Origin of the sequence: Rhizobium sp. CB3060 (assembly GCF_025200735.1) — a bacterium.
In the GTDB taxonomy this organism is placed as follows: Bacteria; Pseudomonadota; Alphaproteobacteria; order Rhizobiales; family Rhizobiaceae; genus Rhizobium.
The window spans coordinates 1,983,053-2,000,869 of the sequence record NZ_CP104158.1 but is presented as its reverse complement, the minus strand read 5'-3'; the positions used below and the strand labels follow the sequence as shown (position 1 = coordinate 2,000,869).

The 17,817-nt window shown below is 59.3% G+C and carries 16 protein-coding genes; 9 read left to right on the top strand and 7 right to left on the bottom strand.

The genetic code is table 11. The features are described 5' to 3' along the window. The first annotated feature begins 187 nt into the window (after positions 1 to 187). Positions 188 to 901, top strand: coding sequence for a ParA family protein (locus N2601_RS09700; RefSeq protein ID WP_260303961.1), 714 nt, complete (start codon positions 188 to 190; stop codon positions 899 to 901). Positions 902 to 968: 67 nt separating this feature from the next. Here the strand turns inward: N2601_RS09700 and N2601_RS09695 are convergent, their stop codons facing one another. Continuing rightward, positions 969 to 2,420, bottom strand: a complete 1,452-nt coding sequence (locus N2601_RS09695; protein WP_260303960.1) for a L,D-transpeptidase — start codon at positions 2,418 to 2,420, stop codon at positions 969 to 971. Between the two features lie 224 nt (positions 2,421 to 2,644). Between N2601_RS09695 and N2601_RS09690 the strand changes: the two genes are divergently transcribed. From N2601_RS09690 to N2601_RS09680, 3 genes are all read left to right on the top strand, one after another. Further along, positions 2,645 to 3,484 carry a DUF4432 family protein gene (locus N2601_RS09690; RefSeq protein WP_260303959.1) on the top strand — a complete coding sequence of 280 codons (840 nt, stop codon included), beginning with the start codon at positions 2,645 to 2,647 and terminating at the stop codon, positions 3,482 to 3,484. A gap of 73 nt (positions 3,485 to 3,557) precedes the next feature. Next, a complete protein-coding gene (locus tag N2601_RS09685) occupies positions 3,558 to 3,896 on the top strand; it encodes a TIGR01244 family sulfur transferase (RefSeq protein ID WP_028752425.1) in 339 nt (112 codons plus the stop codon). A 93-nt stretch (positions 3,897 to 3,989) separates the two neighbouring features. Continuing rightward, complete coding sequence (locus tag N2601_RS09680) at positions 3,990 to 4,334, top strand: RidA family protein (RefSeq protein ID WP_104823592.1); 345 nt, start codon at positions 3,990 to 3,992, stop codon at positions 4,332 to 4,334. A 42-nt stretch (positions 4,335 to 4,376) separates the two neighbouring features. Here the strand turns inward: N2601_RS09680 and N2601_RS09675 are convergent, their stop codons facing one another. From N2601_RS09675 to N2601_RS09665, 3 genes are all read right to left on the bottom strand, one after another. After that, positions 4,377 to 6,035 (bottom strand): thiamine pyrophosphate-binding protein, encoded by a 1,659-nt coding sequence (locus tag N2601_RS09675; protein WP_104823591.1) that lies wholly within the window; start codon positions 6,033 to 6,035, stop codon positions 4,377 to 4,379. After that, entirely contained in the window at positions 6,032 to 7,234 is a 1,203-nt protein-coding gene (locus tag N2601_RS09670) for a CaiB/BaiF CoA transferase family protein (protein WP_104823590.1), read from the bottom strand. The genes N2601_RS09675 and N2601_RS09670 overlap by 4 nt, the downstream gene beginning before the upstream one ends. Positions 7,235 to 7,395: 161 nt before the next feature. After that, the gene (locus tag N2601_RS09665; RefSeq protein WP_104825142.1) at positions 7,396 to 8,328 is read right to left on the bottom strand and encodes an alpha/beta fold hydrolase; all 933 of its coding nucleotides are present in this window, start codon (positions 8,326 to 8,328) and stop codon (positions 7,396 to 7,398) included. A gap of 170 nt (positions 8,329 to 8,498) precedes the next feature. Here N2601_RS09665 and N2601_RS09660 point away from each other — a divergent pair, with 170 nt between their 5' ends. From N2601_RS09660 to N2601_RS09640, 5 genes are all read left to right on the top strand, one after another. Next, positions 8,499 to 9,248, top strand: coding sequence for a ribonuclease T2 family protein (locus tag N2601_RS09660; RefSeq protein ID WP_104823589.1), 750 nt, complete (start codon positions 8,499 to 8,501; stop codon positions 9,246 to 9,248). Positions 9,249 to 9,372: 124 nt separating this feature from the next. Beyond that, positions 9,373 to 11,022 carry an energy-dependent translational throttle protein EttA gene (ettA, locus tag N2601_RS09655; protein WP_104823588.1) on the top strand — a complete coding sequence of 550 codons (1,650 nt, stop codon included), beginning with the start codon at positions 9,373 to 9,375 and terminating at the stop codon, positions 11,020 to 11,022. Between the two features lie 193 nt (positions 11,023 to 11,215). Next, entirely contained in the window at positions 11,216 to 12,241 is a 1,026-nt protein-coding gene (locus tag N2601_RS09650; RefSeq protein WP_104823587.1) for an ArsR/SmtB family transcription factor, read from the top strand. Between the two features lies 1 nt (position 12,242). Then, complete coding sequence (metF, locus tag N2601_RS09645; RefSeq protein WP_104823586.1) at positions 12,243 to 13,145, top strand: methylenetetrahydrofolate reductase [NAD(P)H]; 903 nt, start codon at positions 12,243 to 12,245, stop codon at positions 13,143 to 13,145. Between the two features lie 474 nt (positions 13,146 to 13,619). Further along, a complete protein-coding gene (locus N2601_RS09640; protein ID WP_158704473.1) occupies positions 13,620 to 14,510 on the top strand; it encodes a hypothetical protein in 891 nt (296 codons plus the stop codon). Here the strand turns inward: N2601_RS09640 and N2601_RS09635 are convergent. From N2601_RS09635 to N2601_RS09625, 3 genes are all read right to left on the bottom strand, one after another. Further along, on the bottom strand, positions 14,505 to 15,431 hold the full coding sequence (locus tag N2601_RS09635; RefSeq protein ID WP_104825141.1) for a DMT family transporter: 927 nt from the start codon (positions 15,429 to 15,431) through the stop codon (positions 14,505 to 14,507). The two genes, N2601_RS09640 and N2601_RS09635, sit on opposite strands and share 6 nt — an antisense overlap. A gap of 165 nt (positions 15,432 to 15,596) precedes the next feature. Then, positions 15,597 to 16,841, bottom strand: a complete 1,245-nt coding sequence (locus N2601_RS09630) for a lytic murein transglycosylase (RefSeq protein WP_104823584.1) — start codon at positions 16,839 to 16,841, stop codon at positions 15,597 to 15,599. Between the two features lie 79 nt (positions 16,842 to 16,920). Further along, complete coding sequence (locus tag N2601_RS09625) at positions 16,921 to 17,712, bottom strand: glycoside hydrolase family 25 protein (protein WP_104823583.1); 792 nt, start codon at positions 17,710 to 17,712, stop codon at positions 16,921 to 16,923. Positions 17,713 to 17,817 lie beyond the last annotated feature (105 nt).

The following is a 17,817-nucleotide window of genomic DNA, read 5'->3' as shown; positions in this document are numbered from 1 at the left end:
ACCGGCAAGTGGCGTGCCGATGGTGTAGCCTGCTAGGCCCTCGCCGACGCGATATCTTAATGCGCGACCAGTGCCATTAGGGTTTTGTTAACCATATTTCGAAACAATACGTTAATCGCACCAATGACTCAGACGGTGCTGAAAAGAGCGATGTTCGTGCTCACCGCCATCTTGCCGGAGACCGACAATGCCAGTTATCACATTTGCAAATACGAAGGGTGGCGCAGGGAAGACGACGGCGGTCTTGCTGTTGTCCACGGAACTGGCGCGACGCGGTTATCGCGTCACCATTCTCGACGCTGACCCGCAGCATTGGATTTCGCACTGGTACGAAATCTCCGGCCGTGTTCCCAATATTTCCGTCATCGATTTCGTGACGAGCGCGTCCCTGCCGATACATCTTTCCGAGAACAGTGCGACGGATTACTTCATCCTGGATCTGCCGGGTGCCCGCACGCCGCTGTTGGCAACGGCGCTCGGTCTCTCTGATCATGTGCTCATTCCGATCCAAGGCTGTGCGATGGATGCGCGGGGCGGCGCCCAGGTGCTGGAGCTACTGCAATATCTGGAACAGAAAGCCGGCATTCACATCAATCATTCGGTCGTTCTGACCCGCGTGAATTCGATGGTGACGACCAGAGCGCTGCAGGTGGTGAAAGCGTTGTTGTCTCAGCGCAGTGTTACGGTTTTAGAAACGCCGATCATCGAACGCTCCGCTTTCCGCGATATCTTCGATTGCGGCGGCACGCTCTACACCATGGATCCGAACCGGGTCAGCAATCTCGACAAGGCTCAGGAAAATGCCCGCGCCTTCGCCGAGGAAATGATGCGGCTCTTGCCGACGCGGCTGACGGCTTCGGCCCGCAGCGCGGTCCACGAGGCGATCCGCACTGCGGCCTAGCAAGCTTTCACAATAGAAAGGCCGCCGGATGGCTCATCCGGTGGCCTTATCATTTGCTCAAATGCGATCAATCGACGAATTCGACGACTACGCCGGGCTTGACCATCTTGGCAAGTTCGGTCGCATCCCAATTGGTCAGGCGCACGCAGCCGTGGCTTTGCGACTTACCGATCTTGGAAGGGTCCGGAGTGCCGTGAATGCCGTAGGTCGGTTTCGATAGCGCCATCCAAACAAGACCGACCGGGCCGTTCGGGCCGGGCGGAATGTCGAGGATCTTGTCGTTGGCGCCCTGCTTGAAGTTGATCTTCGGATTGTACGTGTAGCCCGGATTGAAAGCGACGCGCTCGACCGTGACCGTGCCGGAGGGCGACGGCGTGTCGGTCGAGCCAATGCTGGCGGGGTAGGCGGCAATCAGAGCGCCGCTGGCGTCATAGGCGAAAACCTGCTTGCGGCCCTTGTCGGCCAGAATCTTGGCAACGGTGCCGGTCTTGCCCGGGCCGGTGTTGACGACTTTGATCGTGGTGCCGGGAACCGTGAAGTCGACGCCGGGATTGAGTTCCTTCAGATAGCCTTCATCCATATGGAAACGTTCGGCCAGCATTTCCGTGGTCGACGTATAGCCGAGCGACTGCATCTGCGACTTCGCGGCATAGTCCTCAGGGATCGATGCGACATAGGGGCCAGCGGCATCGGCAGGCGTGATCGTATAGTTGATGATCGGCATGCCGCCCGATAAGCGCAGTTGTTCGAGGATCGAATCCGTGTCGTTCGGGTTCAGCGTCTGGCCGGTCATCTGCTGGTAGGCGTAGACCGCCTTGGTGACATTGGCGCCCATGCGGCCATCGATCGCGCCCGGCGAAATGCCCTGGCGAGAGAGGAAGACCTCCAGCGCGGTGATCTCCATCTTCGACTTGCCCTTCAGCGTGATGACGGGCTCAGCAGGCGGCTTGCGTTCGATAGCAGGTGCCTGTTCCTGCGGATCGATCGACGCGTAGTCGGCGCCATTCGGATTCTGTGTGGCTTGTCCGCCCGGCAGCGATTGATTGTCGAGCGGCTCGCTCTGGATTTCGCCGTCGCGCGGAATGCCGCTGGTGACGACACCGCGATCCTGCTGATCATAGCCATTGTCGACATAGCCACCATCATCGCCGCGATATTGGCGATAGTCGCGGTAGCCGCCATTGTTGGAAAGCTGCGTGTCGCCATATCGGTTGCCGTCGCCATAGCCATCGTCATTGTAGGCGTCGCGGCGAGGCGCGCGGGGGTAATAAGTGCTGGCGCGCATCTCGGTAGCGACGACGTTGCCGTAGCGATCGATCAGCACGCGATGGCCGCGCCCGTCGCGGGCGACGGTTACGCTGCCTTGGTTCGGATATTGATCAAGGATTCGTCCGTCAGGGGTCACAAGAACCACGTCGTTCCCGCCGTGATAATATTGTGCCTGCGCATTGTTCAGCGCGAGGGCAGAGGTCGCGGCAGTCAGAGCCAAAGTAAGGCTGAATTTCAGGAACCGGTTCACGTCTGTCGAATCCTCGGGTGATGGCTGAGCCGACACACACATGGCAATTTTGACGCCAGTGTGGAATTTAAGATTATCATGCTGAATAAAAGATAAAAATTTGTGTGATCAAGGCGTCAAGTTAACGTTCGGTAAGACAAACCACCACTAAATCTGGATTTGTCCCATTTTGGAGCCATTTTTTGATGGGATGGCCGGGGAGCCGCTAGGGAGGATTGCAGGAGATGATGGATTTCGCCGCAGCCAAGGGACCGAAGCTGACGCTGGATGAGAACTCCGTGCTGGACATCGGCGCCTGCATCGTCGACGGCAACAATCTTGCGCCCGGCCGCGCCATTCCGGATGATGGCGACCCGCGCATCGATCATTCGCTGGAAGGCTTTGTCTTTACCTGCGGTCCGGATCATATCCGCCATCCGGAGCCGATGTCTGACGCTTTCGAGGGCAAGCGCTATCCGCTGCACGGCTCCGTTGCCTCGCATGCCGCCAAGATCCTGTGGACCCGATCCGAGAACGGCAACGCGGAGTGCCGCGCCGATATCGATATCGTCACCGCCGAACGCCGCACGGCACGGCTGGAGCGTCATTGGCGCATCGACGGCGCGACAGGCGAGGTTTCGCTTAACGACCGTGTCGTCAACACCAGCATCGAGGCGATGCCGGTCTTCCTGATGTATCACATGAATATCGGCGGCAAATGGTTCGATGACGGCGTGCGGCTCTCCGGCCAGATGCTTGAGAACGGCGGTTTCCCTTGGACCTTCGGCGAGGAAAAGGGCGGTCTTTTCTGCGTGCCGGCAACGGCGAAGGGCGAGGATTGGTCCGAAGTGTGCCTCGGGCCGATCGCCGCCATTGGCGGCAAATCGCTGCGGGTTCGATTCGGCACGGATACGCTGCCGTTCCTGCAGGTCTGGCGCAACCAGCGCGCGCCGGCGCACGTCCTCGGAATAGAGCCCGTTTCGCATCGCCTGGCATCGCGCGGCGAGCTGGAGGAGGCGGGTGAATTCAATATTCTTCAGCCCGGGGAAGCCAGGAGTTTCGCACTCAACTTTGCCTTCGTCTGAAGGGCTTGAGCGGTTGACGCTTGCCCTATGGCGGCGTAGACCATGGCCCTCGGTTTCACAGAGGAAATGAACCATGGATATCCGCCCGATCGATGACGAATACTCGGTTTCCGGCCAGATCACCCTGGAGGATCTCGATCAGATCAAGGCCATGGGTTTCAACTCAATCGTCTGCCATCGTCCGGACAATGAGAGCCCGGATCAGACGCCGTTTTCTGTCATTGAAGCCCGCGCCAAGGAGCTTGGCCTTGAAATCGCGCATGTGCCCGTTGGGCCGATGGGTGTAACCGAAGAAGCCGTGCAGGGCATGGTCGACGCGCTCGACGAATTCCCGCGGCCGATGCTCGGCTATTGCCGTTCCGGCGCGCGCTCGACCGCGATCTATCAGAAGACGCATCATATCCGCGGCTGAGCGACTACCGCCAAACACGCAAGAGATTGAGGGCGCTGCCGATGGGTGGCGCCCGGTTTGTTACCCGTCACTGAACAACATCAGGAGAGAAGCATGAGCATCAAGCGTATCGACGCCGGAGCCCGCATGAGCGGCGCTGTTATTCACGGCAACACCGTTTACCTCGCCGGCCAGGTTGGTGAAGGCGAAAGCGTCACGGATCAGTGCAAGTCGGCGCTGGCCGAAGTCGACCGCCTGCTGGCCGCCGCCGGAAGCAACAAGTCGAAGATTCTGCAGACGATCATCTACCTCTCCGACATCGCCTATTTCGCCGAAATGAACGCCGCCTGGGAAGCCTGGGTCGATCCGGCAAACACGCCAGCCCGCGCCACCAGCGAAGCTAAGCTCGCTGCGCCGAAATACAAGGTCGAGTTCATCGTCACCGCTGCGATCGACTGATCTGAGCTTCGATGCATTTTTGAAAAGCCGGTGAGTTCGCACTCATCGGCTTTTCGATTGCGAAATTTCCGTCAGGGTCCGTGAGGGCGTGATGGCCTCGGGATCGAGGACGATTTCGATGATCGCCGGCCTGCCGCTGGCGCGGGCGCGTTCAAAGGCTGGGCCGAATTCCTCGGTAGTCTTCACCGTTTCGCCATGGCCGCCGTAGGCGCGGGCAAAGGCTGCGAAATCCGGATTGTTCAATGCTGTAGCGCTGACGCGGCCGGGATATTCCCGCTCCTGGTGCATGCGGATGGTGCCATACATGCCGTTGTTGATGACCAGCGCAATCAAAGGCAGATGATATTGCACGGCGGTTGCGAATTCCTGTCCGTGCATCATGAAGCAGCCGTCACCTGCAAAGCAGATCACCTCGCGCTCAGGAAAGAGCTGCTTGGCGGCAACCGCGGCCGGCAAGCCATAACCCATCGAGCCCGAAGTCGGGGCCGCCTGAGTGTTGAAGCGGCGAAAACGATGGAAGCGGTGCAGCCAGGTGGCGTAATTGCCGGCACCATTGGTGAAGACCGTATCGGGCGCGGTATTGGCCTCGATCCAATCCATGATCCGGCCCATATGCACGGCACCAGGGCTCTTTTCCGGCGTTTTCGACCAGGCGAGATAGGCCGCGTGCATGCGCTCCGTCCGCTCTGCCCAACGCGGTTCCGCCGGTGCTTCGAGATCGGCGATTGCCACCACGAAGTCGGCGGGGCTTGCGCAGATCGCCAGATCCGGACGATAGACCCGGCCGAGCTCCGACGGATCGGGATGGATGTGGACGAGTTGTTGGTGCGGGTAGGGGATATCGACCAGTGTGTAGCCGGACGATGGCATCTCGGAAAGGCGTCCGCCGAGAAGGATCAGCAGGTCGGCTTCCTTGATCTCCTTCGCCAGCGCGGGGTTGATACCGATACCGACATCGCCGGCATAATTCGGATGCAGATGATCGAACAGCATTTGCCGACGGAAGGAGCAGCCGACGGGCAGCTTGAAGCGTTCGGCGAAGCTCCGGAGGTTAGCGACCGCGTCCTCGTCCCAGCGCGTGCCGCCGAGGATAACCATTGGCCGTTCCGCTGCGATCAGGCGCAAATGGAGATCATCGATCTGGCTGCGGCCGGGATGGGCAGCGACCGGCATGTAGCGCTTGGCATGTGGGGCTTCGACCTCGTCGCGCAGCATGTCCTCGGGTAGTGTCAGCACGACGGGGCCGGGCCGGCCCGAAGTGGCCACCGCGAAGGCGCGGGTGACGAATTCCGGAATGCGGGCGGCATCGTCGATCTCGCCGACCCATTTGGCGAATTCGGTGAAGGCGCGGCGGAACTCCACCTCCTGGAAGGCCTCGCGCTCGCGGGCATCGCGCTGTACCTGGCCGATGAAGAGGATTAGCGGGATCGAATCCTGTCGGGCAATATGCAGGCCGGCCGAGGCATTGGTCGCCCCCGGCCCGCGGGTGACCATGCAGATGCCGGGCTCACCCGTCAGCCGACCCCAGGCGTCCGCCATCATCGCCGCGCCGCCCTCCTGGCGGCAGACCAGCACATCGATGTCGCTGTCATGCAGCGCATCGAGCACGGCCAGAAAGCTTTCGCCGGGAACGCAGGAGATGCGCTGCACGCCATTTGCCTTGAGGGCTTCGACGATAAGCTGGCCGCCGGTGCGTTTCATGGTTTCGCCCTTCCTTCCAGTTCCGCCAATTCGGCGAGAACCTCCTCCTGATGTTCACCAAGGCGCGGGCTTGGCCGCGTATAGGTCAGCGGCGTTTCCGACAAGACGACCGGCGTCCGTACGCTCGGGATGACGGTGCCTGCGGCATCCTCGAGGTCGATCCGCAGGCCGCGAGCCTCAATCTGCGGGTCGGCGAACATGTCTTCGATCGTATTGATCGCGCCGGCCGGCACGGCATTGTCCTCGCAGGCTTTCAGCAGATCCGCCTTTTTCCAGGAAAGCGTTTTCGCCGAGATGAAAGCGCGGACGTCGTGGCGATGGGCGACGCGCGCCTTGTTGGTTGCGTAGCGCTCATCATTTGCCTGCTCGTCGATGCCGAGAATCGTGCAGAGGCGGCGGAACTGCCCGTCATTGCCGACAGCAAGGATCAGGTAGCCATCGGCCGTCGGCACGACCTCATAGGGCGAGATATTGGGATGCGCATTGCCAAGGCGAGTGGGAGCCTTGCCGGAGATCAGGTAGTTCATGTTCTGATTGGCAAGCACGGCGGATTGCACGTCGAGCAGCGCCATGTCGACAAGCTGACCTTCGCCGGTCTTCAGCGCATGGATGAGGGCTGCTTCGATCGCGGAGACGGCATAGATTCCGGTAAAGATATCGGCGATCGCGACACCCGCCTTCATCGGCTGCCCATCTGGCTCGCCGGTAATCGACATGAAGCCGGACATGCCCTGGACGATATAGTCATAGCCTGCGAGACCGGCATAGGGACCGGTCTGGCCGAAGCCGGTGATCGAGCAATAGACCAGTTTTGGATTGATCTTCCGCAGGCTCCCGTAGTCGAGTCCATATTTGACGAGGCCGCCCAGCTTGAAATTCTCGATCAGCACATCGGCGGTTATGACCAGCCGCCGAACAAGGGCCTGGCCCTCTTCGGTCTTCAGATCAGCGACAACGGAACGTTTGCCGCGATTGGCGGAGTGGTAATAGGCGGCGGACAGGTTTTTCCCATCCTTGCCTTCGACGAAAGGCGGACCCCATTGGCGCGTATCGTCGCCTCCATCCGGGTTCTCGACCTTAATGACATCGGCGCCGAGATCGGCCAGCATCTGCCCTGCCCAGGGGCCGGCAAGAACGCGGGCGAGTTCGATGACACGAATGCCGGAAAGGGGTGGTTTCTTGGTTTTATTATCGGTCATATCGGTCCCGATGGGCGGCTACGGCACGAAAGTGTTCTCAGATGTATCGGATACCGGCCCGGAAGCAAAGCGCCGCTCGCGCCAGAGAATATGGAGGCTTCGGTTGATGCAAACGGGGCAGGGAACCGCCGGTGGCATTTATTCAAACATTCCTTTGGGAATCAGTCCTTTGCCGTCACTTGCTGACACCAGTCGGCAAAATCCGAAATGGTTGTGGCCGCACCGATCTCGTTCAGAGTCTCATGCCGCATGTCCTGATAGATGGTCATGGTGGTATGCGAGAAGCCGGCCTTTTTCAAATGATCTGACAGCCAGGAAATTGCTTTTCCATTGTTCGTCGCCGGGTCATGCCTGCCGCCGATAAGATGGATCGGCATGTCGCGCCGAAGCCGATCGAGGTGATCCCTTTGTGGTGCACGGAAGGTCAGTTCGAAAATATCCAGCCACAGCGACACCGAGGCATCGAAGCCGCAGAGCGGGTCGGCAATGTACTTATCCACCTCTTCGGGAATACGGGATAGCCAATCGAATTCGGTGCGGCGGTTGGCGATCGATTGGCCCCAGGCGCCGAAGGTCAGCTTCGGCAACAGCCCGCTCGGGACATCGGACCCCTTCAGCATGCGTTCTGCCTTCAGGATGATCTGCGCCGCGCGCCCGGCGAGACCAGGGTTGAAATTCGAGTTCCAAACGGTGACGGCATCGAACTTGTCGGGATGCGTCACGGCTACGTTGAGGCTGATCAGCCCGCCCATGGAGTGGCCGAAGAGAATGATCGGCAGGCCGGGATGGGCGGTTGCGGCAAGCTCGCGCATCGCCAGCACATCGGCAATGACCGCATCGACACCATTGCGCCTTGCGAAGCGGCCGAGTGGCGCATCGACAGCTTTTGTCTCGCCGTGGCCGCGATGATCGTGAGCATAGACATGAAAGCCGCGCGCTGCCATCGCTGCGGCGAAGCGTTCATAGCGACGGGAATGTTCGGCAAGACCGTGGCTGACGAGAAGCATGCCACGCGCGGCGCCATCTGCCGGCGCATGATGATAGGCGAGCGTCGCGCCCGTCGGACTATCCAAATGCCTCGTTTCGGCAAACATCATGCGTGTTTCCTCCCCATGTGGGACGAAAGGTCATCGCCGGCGGGATTGCAATGGACGGCGAGGGAAGCTCACAGAAATAAATCTTCGTGGTTTTTGCGATTCAGGGTTGCGTGCGGCAAATCAAACTGCTTATTTGTTCTCATATTGTTCTATTTTGGAGGTATGAAATGAAGCCTTGGCTTCAAAGGTTTGCAGTTGCGGTTCTGACTGCGGTGGTGATGGCGACGAGTGCCGTGGCTGAGGAGAATAGCCATGGACGGACGCGCTTTATTCTGGCGGCGAGTTGGGAACCCGCGTTCTGCGCGACGAACCAAAAGAAGGCGGAATGCCGAAATCAATCAGCGAATAATTTTGACGCCAAGAACTTTTCACTACACGGCCTCTGGCCGATGCGGCAGGAATATTGCGACGTTTCCGATGATCTGAAGCAGTCCGATCGCGGCCGGGACTGGAAAGACCTGCCGGCTGTTCAACTCTCGGCGGAAACCAAGGCCGCGCTGGACAAAGTCATGCCCGGCACGCAATCCGGTCTGGAGCGGCATGAGTGGATCAAACACGGCAGTTGCACCAAGCTCAGCGCCGATGATTATTTCGGGACTGCGGTGGGGTTGATCAATGAACTCAATGCGTCCGCTGTGCGCGATCTTTTCGCGCAGAATATCGGCAAGACGCTCGATGCCGAAACCATCAAGGCTGCTTTCGACAAAAGTTTTGGCGAGGGCGCCAGTGGCCGCGTGAAGATGAGCTGCCGCCAAGTCGGCAAGGTGCGGGTGATCTCGGAACTGACGATCGGCTTGTCGGAAGACGCTATTCAGCCGTCGGAAGGAAACGAGCCGCGACTCGAGCAATTGATCCAGGGCGCCGGCAGCACATCGTTCGGCTGCGATCAGGGCGTGGTGGACGCAGCGGGTTTCTGACACCCAGCAGGCGGCTCGGCGCGATAAATGCCCTCGGACAAGGTTTCTCCGTTGCCCGAGGGCGGGGTTTCGCCTACATAGCGGCACAATTCGCAATGTATCCGCCCGTGGAGTAACCCAAGCTATGGCACGTCAGTTCATCTATCATATGGCCGGTCTAAATAAGGCCTATGGCGCCAAGAAGATCCTCGAAAATATTCATCTCTCTTTTTATCCCGACGCCAAGATCGGCATTCTCGGCCCGAACGGTGCCGGTAAGTCGACCGTGCTGCGCATCATGGCCGGCCTCGACAAGGAATATACTGGCGAAGCCTGGTTGGCCGAAGGCGCCACTATCGGCTACCTGGCGCAGGAGCCTCAGCTCGATCCCAACAAGACGGTGTTCGAAAACGTCATGGAAGGCGTTGCCAAGAAAACCGAAATCCTCAATCGCTACAACGAATTGATGATGAACTATTCCGACGAGACGGCGGACGAGGGCGCCAAACTCCAGGATATCATCGACAGCCAGAATCTCTGGGATCTGGAAAGCCAGGTCGAGATGGCGATGGAAGCATTGTGCTGCCCGCCGCGCGATGCCGAAGTCACCAGCCTTTCCGGCGGTGAGCGCCGCCGTATCGCGCTTTGCCGCTTGCTTCTCTCGCAGCCGGACCTGCTGCTGCTCGACGAACCGACCAACCATCTCGACGCCGAGACCATCGCCTGGCTGGAAAAGCACCTGCGCGACTATCCGGGTGCCGTGATGATGATCACCCACGACCGTTACTTCCTCGACAATGTTACCGGCTGGATTCTCGAACTCGACCGCGGTCGTGGCATTCCCTACGAAGGCAATTATTCCGCTTATCTGCAGGCCAAAGCCAAGCGCATGCTGCAGGAAGCCCGGGAAGAAGCTGGCCGTCAGAAGGCAATCAGCCGCGAACAGGAATGGATCGCCTCCAGCCCCAAGGCCCGTCAAGCCAAGTCCAAGGCGCGTATCAACGCTTACGAACAGCTAGTCGATGCTGCCGAAAATCAGCGCCCCGGTGATGCGCAGATCATCATTCCGGTCAGCGAGCGTCTCGGCCAGGTGGTGATCGAGATGGAGGGCATCACCAAGGGCTTCGAAGGTCGCACGCTGGTCAACGATCTGTCGATCAAGCTGCCGCCGGGCGGCATCGTCGGCATCATCGGCCCGAACGGCGCCGGCAAGACGACCCTGTTCAAGATGATTACCGGGCAGGAAAAGCCGGATTCCGGCTCGATCCGCATCGGCGAGACAGTGCATCTCAGCTATGTCGACCAGAGCCGCGACGCGCTTGACGGCAATAAGACCGTATGGGAGGAAATCTCCGGCGGCGCCGAAATCATCAAGCTCGGCAAGTTCGACATGAACTCGCGCGCCTATTGCGGTGCCTTCAACTTCAAGGGCGGCGACCAGCAGCAGAAGGTCGGCAATCTCTCCGGCGGTCAGCGCAACCGCGTTCACTTGGCCAAGATGCTGAAGGCTGGCGGCAACGTGCTTCTGCTCGACGAACCGACCAACGACCTCGATACGGAAACGCTGGGGGCGCTGGAAAGCGCGCTCGAAAACTTCGCTGGCTGCGCCATCATCATCAGCCATGATCGCATGTTCCTCGACCGCCTGGCCACGCATATTCTGGCCTTTGAAGGCGAAGGCCATGTTGAATGGTTCGAAGGCAATTTCGAAGATTACGAGCAAGACAAGATCCGCCGCCTCGGCCCCGATGCTCTCAATCCGGGCAGCCAGGCGCACAAGCGCCTGACACGATAAGTTTGCTGTCTTTCTGTCATGGAGAGCCCCGGCAAGTCCGGGGTTTTTCTTTGCCGTAGGTCAGGAAGCGCATATTCCCCGGTCGACAAAACCTAACAGATTTCCGACGTCGAATTCTCCCAGCCAGCAATTGGGTCTTGCAGATCGAATGCAAATCACATAAAGATATCTTTATATCTTGATTGGGTGCTGGATGACGGATCTCGTGAAATTCGGTTTGGATGATCTGGTGGACATACTGAAGGCGGCCGGCGAGCCGACGCGGTTACGTCTGCTGGCGCTTCTTGCGGCTGGCGATCTCACCGTGACGGATCTTACCGAAATTCTCGGCCAGTCGCAGCCCCGCATTTCCCGCCATCTGAAGCTGCTCGGCGAGGCCGGCCTGATCGACCGCTATCAGGAGGGTGCCTGGGCCTATTTCCGTCTGAAGCAGGAAGGCAAGGCGGTCGTCCTCGTGCGCACGCTTCTCCGCCACACGGCTGAAAACGATCCGGTGTTGCTGCGGGATGGCGAGCGGCTTTCTGCCGTCAAGCGTGTCCGTGCGGAACGGGCACAGGCCTATTTCAGCCGCAACGCTGCGGAATGGGACGAGCTTCGCCGACTGCATGTGGCCGACGAGGATGTCGACAAGGCGCTGATCGACTTGATTGGTCCGCAGCAGATCGACTCTTTCCTGGATCTAGGCACCGGCACGGGCCGTATGCTGCAATTGTTGGCGGGTCATTATCGCCGCGCGGTCGGCATCGACGCCAGCCGTGACATGTTGGCCGTGGCGCGCGCCAATCTCGACCGCTCAAACATCACCGCCGCTTCCGTGCGGCATGGCGACATTTTCAACCTGCCGCTCGAGGCGCAGGATTTCGACCTGATTACCATCCATCAGGTGCTGCATTTCCTCGACCAGCCGGAGATTGCCATTAACGAGGCGGCGCGAATGCTCAGGCCCGGCGGCCGGCTGGTGATCATCGATCTTGCGCCGCACGGGCTGGAATATCTACGCGACGAACATGCGCATCTGAGACTCGGTTTCTCGCATCAGACCATATCGGAATGGTTGAAAATGGCAGGGCTTGATGTCGAACAGGTGCAGGACCTTCATTCGGGGAAGGAAGGCGGTCAAGCGCTGACGGTCACGATCTGGCTGGCGCGCGACCCGCGGCTGCTGATCGCCGCCGGGCAGGATCGCCAATCGTCCCCCATTCTTGCCGGGAGAGCTTGATATGCCTTCAAAGACTGAAAACGGCCAGCGTGGCATTCGTATTTCCTTCGAATTCTTCCCGCCGAAATCGGACGAAGCCGAGACGCAATTGTGGAACACGGTGGCTGATCTGGCCGAATGGGACGCGGATTTTGTCTCGGTTACCTATGGCGCGGGTGGTTCGACCAAGGCGCCGACATTGTCTGCCGTGCGTCGGATGATCCACGAGACGCCGTTCTCGACTGCTTCGCATCTGACCTGCGTGGGGGCAACGCGCGAGGAAACGCATCGTGTCATCGACGATTTGCTCGCCGCCGGCACCCGCCGTTTCGTGGCGTTGCGTGGCGACCCGCCGGGCGGGGTCGGCTCCGCCTACCAGCCGCATCCGGGCGGCTACGCCAATGCGGCCGAGCTGGTATTGGCACTACGCGAGCGCGGCGATTTCGATATTTCCGTCTCCGCCTATCCGGAGAAACATCCGGAGAGCCGTGATACAGCAGCCGATATCGACATGCTGAAGCGCAAGGCCGATAACGGCGCCAACAGGGCGCTGACCCAGTTCTTCTTCGACAATGACGCGTTTGAACGTTATCACGACCGCGTCCGTGCCGCCGGTATCAAGATTCCCGTCGTGCCGGGTATCATGCCGATCCAGAACTTGACGCAATTAAAGCGGTTTGCCGGCGCCTGCGGCACCAACATTCCTTCCTGGCTGGACGAGCGTTTTGACGGCTTGGACGAGCAGGCCGACAAGCGGGCCAATGTCGCTGCGGATGTCGCCGCGGAGCAGATCGAGGACCTGGTTCGTCGCGGCATTCATGAGTTTCATCTCTATACGATGAACCGCTCGCCGCTGGTCTCGGCCGTTCTTGAGCGATTGGGCATACAGCGCAGGGCAGATGCGCGTGCCGGCGCCGCCGCCTGACAAGATCTGGGGTGTGAACATGAAAAAGCGCATGTCGGTTTCCGGCATGCGCTTTTTAAATGGAATAGGTGTTTTGTTCGCTTTCAGGAGTTCGGTTTCCTGCACTGTCGCTATTTCGTCAGATGAAAAGCATCGTCAAAACGAATAGGAACGCTGCACTGACCACTAGGACGTTGATGGATCGCGTCAATCCCATGTCTTCCTCCTTAGTCAACTGTTAGAGCCTATGTCAAAAATGTGTCGCTTGGAAAGCGAATTCGATGCTGCGACGCGGTAGGTTGCGCAGGTTTTGAATCGAGATATCGTGGCAAGTGATTGTTTTTAATGCGAAAACTATAAAGGTGTGGCGTTCACGAAATTTAATGCATCGTTAATTTAGCTGTGAACAAGATTAAGGCGGATGTCTTTTGCTGAGGCATGAATCGGTTAATCTGGGATATTCGCCGGCAGTGGAAAGGGTGGGTGAAGTGCGTCATGAGCGATGAGATAAATCGGTCGCGAGCGCACGATATCGGTCTTTTCCTCGTTCTTGTCGTATTGGCCGGCTTGCTTCTTCCGGCGCGAAACGGCGCGCTGAGCTTGACCGGCACATTTTATCTGGCGCTGTTCATCCATATCGGTTTTTCGATCTATATCGGCGATTTCTCAGCCTGGCGGAAAGTGCCGTGGGTCCTGCTGATCGGCGTTTGGGTGATGTCGGAACTGGTACCCTTCCTCTCCTTTCTGGTGCCTTGGGGACAGTTGGAGTTCTGGCTGGCGCAATTCCCGTTGATTGGCAACATCATGGCTGCCTGGTCCGTGACGGGCTATGATTGCAAGATCGTGCTGTCGCTTGCGCTCCTGATCGTCGATCTGGGCGTCATGCATCATGCGACCTGGCAAAGGCACTCCTGGCGTCGGATCATGATTTTCCTTGCCGTGGTTGGCGTCGCGGCGGTGGTCTCCGGCATTGCTTTCGGTCTGACGATGAACCGTCTGTTCAGCCTTCCCGATTTGCCGACGGAAGATACGTTTCAGATCGTGTCGCCCTGGTATCTTCTCCCGTTCTATGCGTTGTTGCGCGCGACGGAGAATAAGCTTGGTGGTTTGCTGTTGATGTTTGGCGCCATGCTCGCTCCGGCAATCGCGCCCTTCATGCGCGCCGAAAGGCTGCGACAGGGGCATCTGTGGCGTCTCTGGCTGTTCGCTTGTCTGGCTCTGGCCATCATCTGGGCCGCCCTCGGCTATCTCGGCAGTCTTTCTCCAGACGAGAGTGCCGTCGTCTATTTGGTGCCGGTGCTGACCACCCTTTATTTCGCGTTTTTCCTGATCGTGCCGTCAGTGCTTGGCAGATTGGTCCGGCGGGCCGTTGCGGCCGAATTATAGGTCACCCGTTCCCGCGTTCGGTCGCAGGCGTGCGAAAAGCCGCCCGTCGAGAATGAGCAGGCCTGTGCCGATCAGCAGCATGCCGGCAATTTCCGTCAGTCCCAGGCGTTCGCCGAGGAAGAGAAAGCCGAGGAGAATGGCGCTTGGCGGTACGAGCAGGGTCACCAGCGAGGCGTTGGTGGCGCCGGCGAGCGCCATGATGCGGAAATAGAGGATATAGGCGAAGGCCGTCGACAACAGCGCCATGCCGAGAATGGCGGCGAGGGCGCTGGCTGGTGGCGTGGCCAATGTCCAAGGTTGATCCAGCAAAAGAGCCATCGGCAGTATGAGCGCCGCGGAGCAGGTCAGTTGACCTGCTGCGATAACGGGCGGCGCCATGCCTTTGAAACGCTTGGCATAGATCGCGGCGAAACCGTAGGAGATCGCGGCAAGGATTGGCAGCAGCAGCGCCCAGAGCGGAACTTCGGCTCCACTCGCCACGCTTGGGCCGAGCAGCACGATCGTGCCGGCGAGCCCTGTCAAGCAGCCGGCGAGCTTGGCGGAGGTCAGCCGCTCGTCGGTGGTGAAGTGATTGCCGATCAATACGGTCCAGATCGGCGTCGTTGCGTTCAGAATGGATGCGAGCCCCGCACCCATCTGGGTTTGACCGACGAAGATCAGCGCATGCGGCACGGCGTTGTTGATCAAGCCCAGCAATAGGAACTGCCGCCAATGGGTTCGCAGCAAATCATAGATTGCGAAACGACCGGCAATGTAGGCATGCAGCGCTATTGCCGCGAGCGACAAGCGAAGGAAGACCAGCGTAAACGGCGGCACATAATGGACGGCGATGCGGGCGAAGAAGAATGAACCGCCCCAGATCAAGCCGAGCGCCAACAGCAGGCTCCAGGTCAGTGCGTTCATGCCATTGCTGGTGTTCATCCGCTGCACCTCCGCCATTTTGAGTTTATTTTGACGAAATCAGAGGCGCTTTCCACCCGTTTCTTGCCGAGCCTCGATCGGATACCCGGAAAATCATCTGATAGTTGCAGGTGCAAAAACGAAAAAGGCGGCCAGCGGCCGCCTTCCATGGCAAGGCAATCGCCCTTAAAGCGCGTTCAGCAATGATTGTGTCGCCCAGCCGTCAGCGGGAAGGCCGAGGCGAAACTGTTCTTTTTGAACGGCGACGCGCGTGCCCGAGCCGAGAATACCGTCTATCTTGCCGACATCGTAGCCGCGTGCCGAAAGCTTGGTTTGAAGCGCTTTCATATCGACATCGTTCAGCCCCGCTTCCGGTGTGCCTTTGTTATAGGTTGGAGCGCCAGCAAAACGTGTGGCGAAATAGGCTGCGGACGTCGTGTAGATGAACGACTGGTTCCATTCCAGATAGGCGTTGTAGTTCGGATAGGTCAGGAAAGCCGGGCCTTTGCGGCCCTGCGGCAGGATGAGGGCGGCCGCCAGGGAACCGAAATTGGTGTTACCGTCGCGCGGCTTGACGCCTAGCTGGAACCAGTCGGCGGCCGTGAGTGGGCCGCCCAGGCCGGATTTCTCCCAAGGCAGATTATCCGGCACCGTGACTTCCTGCAGCCAGGGTTGGCCGCGCTGGAAGCCCAGGCTTTGGATGTATCGGGCCGTCGTCAGAATGACGTCGGGCGCGCTTGTCTTCAAATTGACGTGGCCGTCGCCATCGCCATCAACACCGAAAGCAATGATCGAGGGCGGCAGCATCTGCGTCTGGCCGATTTCGCCAGCCCATGCACCGGTCGTGGTTTCCGGATCGGCATCGCCATGCTGCACCATTTCAATGAATGCGATCAGACGAGGGCGGAAAAACTCGGGGCGCCGGCAGTCGTGCGAGAGAGTAACGAGCGCGTTGCGGGTGTTGAAATTGCCCTGAACGGCGCCAAAATCGGTTTCCATCGCCCAATAGGCGGTGATGACGCCGGGCGGCACGCCGTAGTCCTGCTCGGCCTTGGCGAAGACGTCGGCATACTGCTTTATCTTCTGGCGGCCGATGTCGAGGCGGGCCTGGCTGACAGTGCGCTGCGAGAATTCGAGGAAGGTCTGGCGGAATACGCCCTGGCTACGATCCATAGCGAGGACCTTCTGGTCGATCTGCGCGCCGGCCAGTGTCTTGTCCGCGGCCGCAGCATCCGCGCCAGCCGCGGTGGCCTCGGCCTTGACGCCGGCCAGGAAGGAAGAGAGATCACCGCCGCAAGCCACCTGCGGGGCATTGGTTCCACCTGCATTCGCCGCCGCGGTCGGGGTCGCGTTCTGCGCCATTGCCACACTTGCCATGGCTGAAGCGAAGACAAACGCGAGTGCGCTGCGTCGAATGGTATAGGGGTCCATAGGCGATCCTCTTTGCTGATAGAATAGGGTCGCTTTCACAGAAGATTGTGACAGAAGCAAGAGAGAAATTCAGGTAGTCTCAAGAATTTCCTTGCTTCTCTACTGCCGCCACCCAGTTGTGCCAATTCTGTTCGGAACCGGCAAAAACATTGATGTCCGTTGGCCCCTTGATGCCTGGAATTACGCCTGTCGACGTGTATTGCCAGAATGCCCAGGAGCGATCGGCATAGGTCGCCGTCGGATGCTTTGCGACCGAGCGGACCCAGAAGTGATAATCCTTGAAATAGCCGGCAAGATTGTCGCGATGGAAGTCGACCGACGTATAGATGATCGGGCGCTTGCCGTAATAAGCCTCCAGGCGGTCCATGAACCGCTTGATCTCTGTGCGCACCGTCTGCGGATCCGGCCGGGTGCGGCAGGTCTTGGATTCGGCGTTCCACTCGACGTCGAGCACCGGCGGCAGCATCATTGCATTCTTCGGCACATTGTTGATGAACCAGTCGGCCTGGTCGTCCGCTGTCGAGCAGAAATAGTAGAAGTGATAGGGGGCGTACGGAATGCCGGCGCTATTGGCTTCCTGCCAATATTCGTTGAAGCGGGGATCGACCCTATCCTTGCCTTCGGTCGCCTTGATGAAGGCGAAGGCGACGCCGGAACTCTTCACCGTCCGCCAGTCGATATCGCCTTGCCATTTCGAGATGTCGATGCCGTGAATGGGGTGGCGCTCCGGATGGTCGCGACCGAAATCCTGCGGCTTCGTATCCTTGAAACGCGTCTTCGGTATCGACGCGGTCTGGAAGCTGTCATAACCCATGGTGCAGCTATTCAGCAGGAGGGCGAGCGGCAGTAAGCATGACAGAAGCCTGCGCATGGATATCCCGTTATGGCGCGAGTAATCTTGCTGCCCCAAGACTTGGCTTCCGTGATGTGTGGTCCCCAAAATCCAAAAGAGGCAAAGGACCAAGCTGTTTGTCAG

Bases quoted from the DNA above. Each gene is read 5' to 3' on its own strand.
- N2601_RS09700 (WP_260303961.1), top strand. From the start codon at position 188: ATGCCAGTTATCACATTTGCAAATACGAAGGGTGGCGCAGGGAAGACG.
- ettA (WP_104823588.1), top strand. From the start codon at position 9,373: ATGGCACGTCAGTTCATCTATCATATGGCCGGTCTAAATAAGGCCTAT.
- N2601_RS09675 (WP_104823591.1), bottom strand. From the start codon at position 6,035: ATGAAACGCACCGGCGGCCAGCTTATCGTCGAAGCCCTCAAGGCAAAT.
- N2601_RS09690 (WP_260303959.1), top strand. From the start codon at position 2,645: ATGATGGATTTCGCCGCAGCCAAGGGACCGAAGCTGACGCTGGATGAG.
- N2601_RS09630 (WP_104823584.1), bottom strand. From the start codon at position 16,841: ATGGACCCCTATACCATTCGACGCAGCGCACTCGCGTTTGTCTTCGCT.
- N2601_RS09665 (WP_104825142.1), bottom strand. From the start codon at position 8,328: ATGTTTGCCGAAACGAGGCATTTGGATAGTCCGACGGGCGCGACGCTC.
- N2601_RS09670 (WP_104823590.1), bottom strand. From the start codon at position 7,234: ATGACCGATAATAAAACCAAGAAACCACCCCTTTCCGGCATTCGTGTC.
- metF (WP_104823586.1), top strand. From the start codon at position 12,243: ATGCCTTCAAAGACTGAAAACGGCCAGCGTGGCATTCGTATTTCCTTC.
- N2601_RS09680 (WP_104823592.1), top strand. From the start codon at position 3,990: ATGAGCATCAAGCGTATCGACGCCGGAGCCCGCATGAGCGGCGCTGTT.
- N2601_RS09660 (WP_104823589.1), top strand. From the start codon at position 8,499: ATGAAGCCTTGGCTTCAAAGGTTTGCAGTTGCGGTTCTGACTGCGGTG.
- N2601_RS09640 (WP_158704473.1), top strand. From the start codon at position 13,620: ATGAGCGATGAGATAAATCGGTCGCGAGCGCACGATATCGGTCTTTTC.
- N2601_RS09685 (WP_028752425.1), top strand. From the start codon at position 3,558: ATGGATATCCGCCCGATCGATGACGAATACTCGGTTTCCGGCCAGATC.
- N2601_RS09650 (WP_104823587.1), top strand. From the start codon at position 11,216: ATGACGGATCTCGTGAAATTCGGTTTGGATGATCTGGTGGACATACTG.
- N2601_RS09625 (WP_104823583.1), bottom strand. From the start codon at position 17,712: ATGCGCAGGCTTCTGTCATGCTTACTGCCGCTCGCCCTCCTGCTGAAT.
- N2601_RS09635 (WP_104825141.1), bottom strand. From the start codon at position 15,431: ATGAACACCAGCAATGGCATGAACGCACTGACCTGGAGCCTGCTGTTG.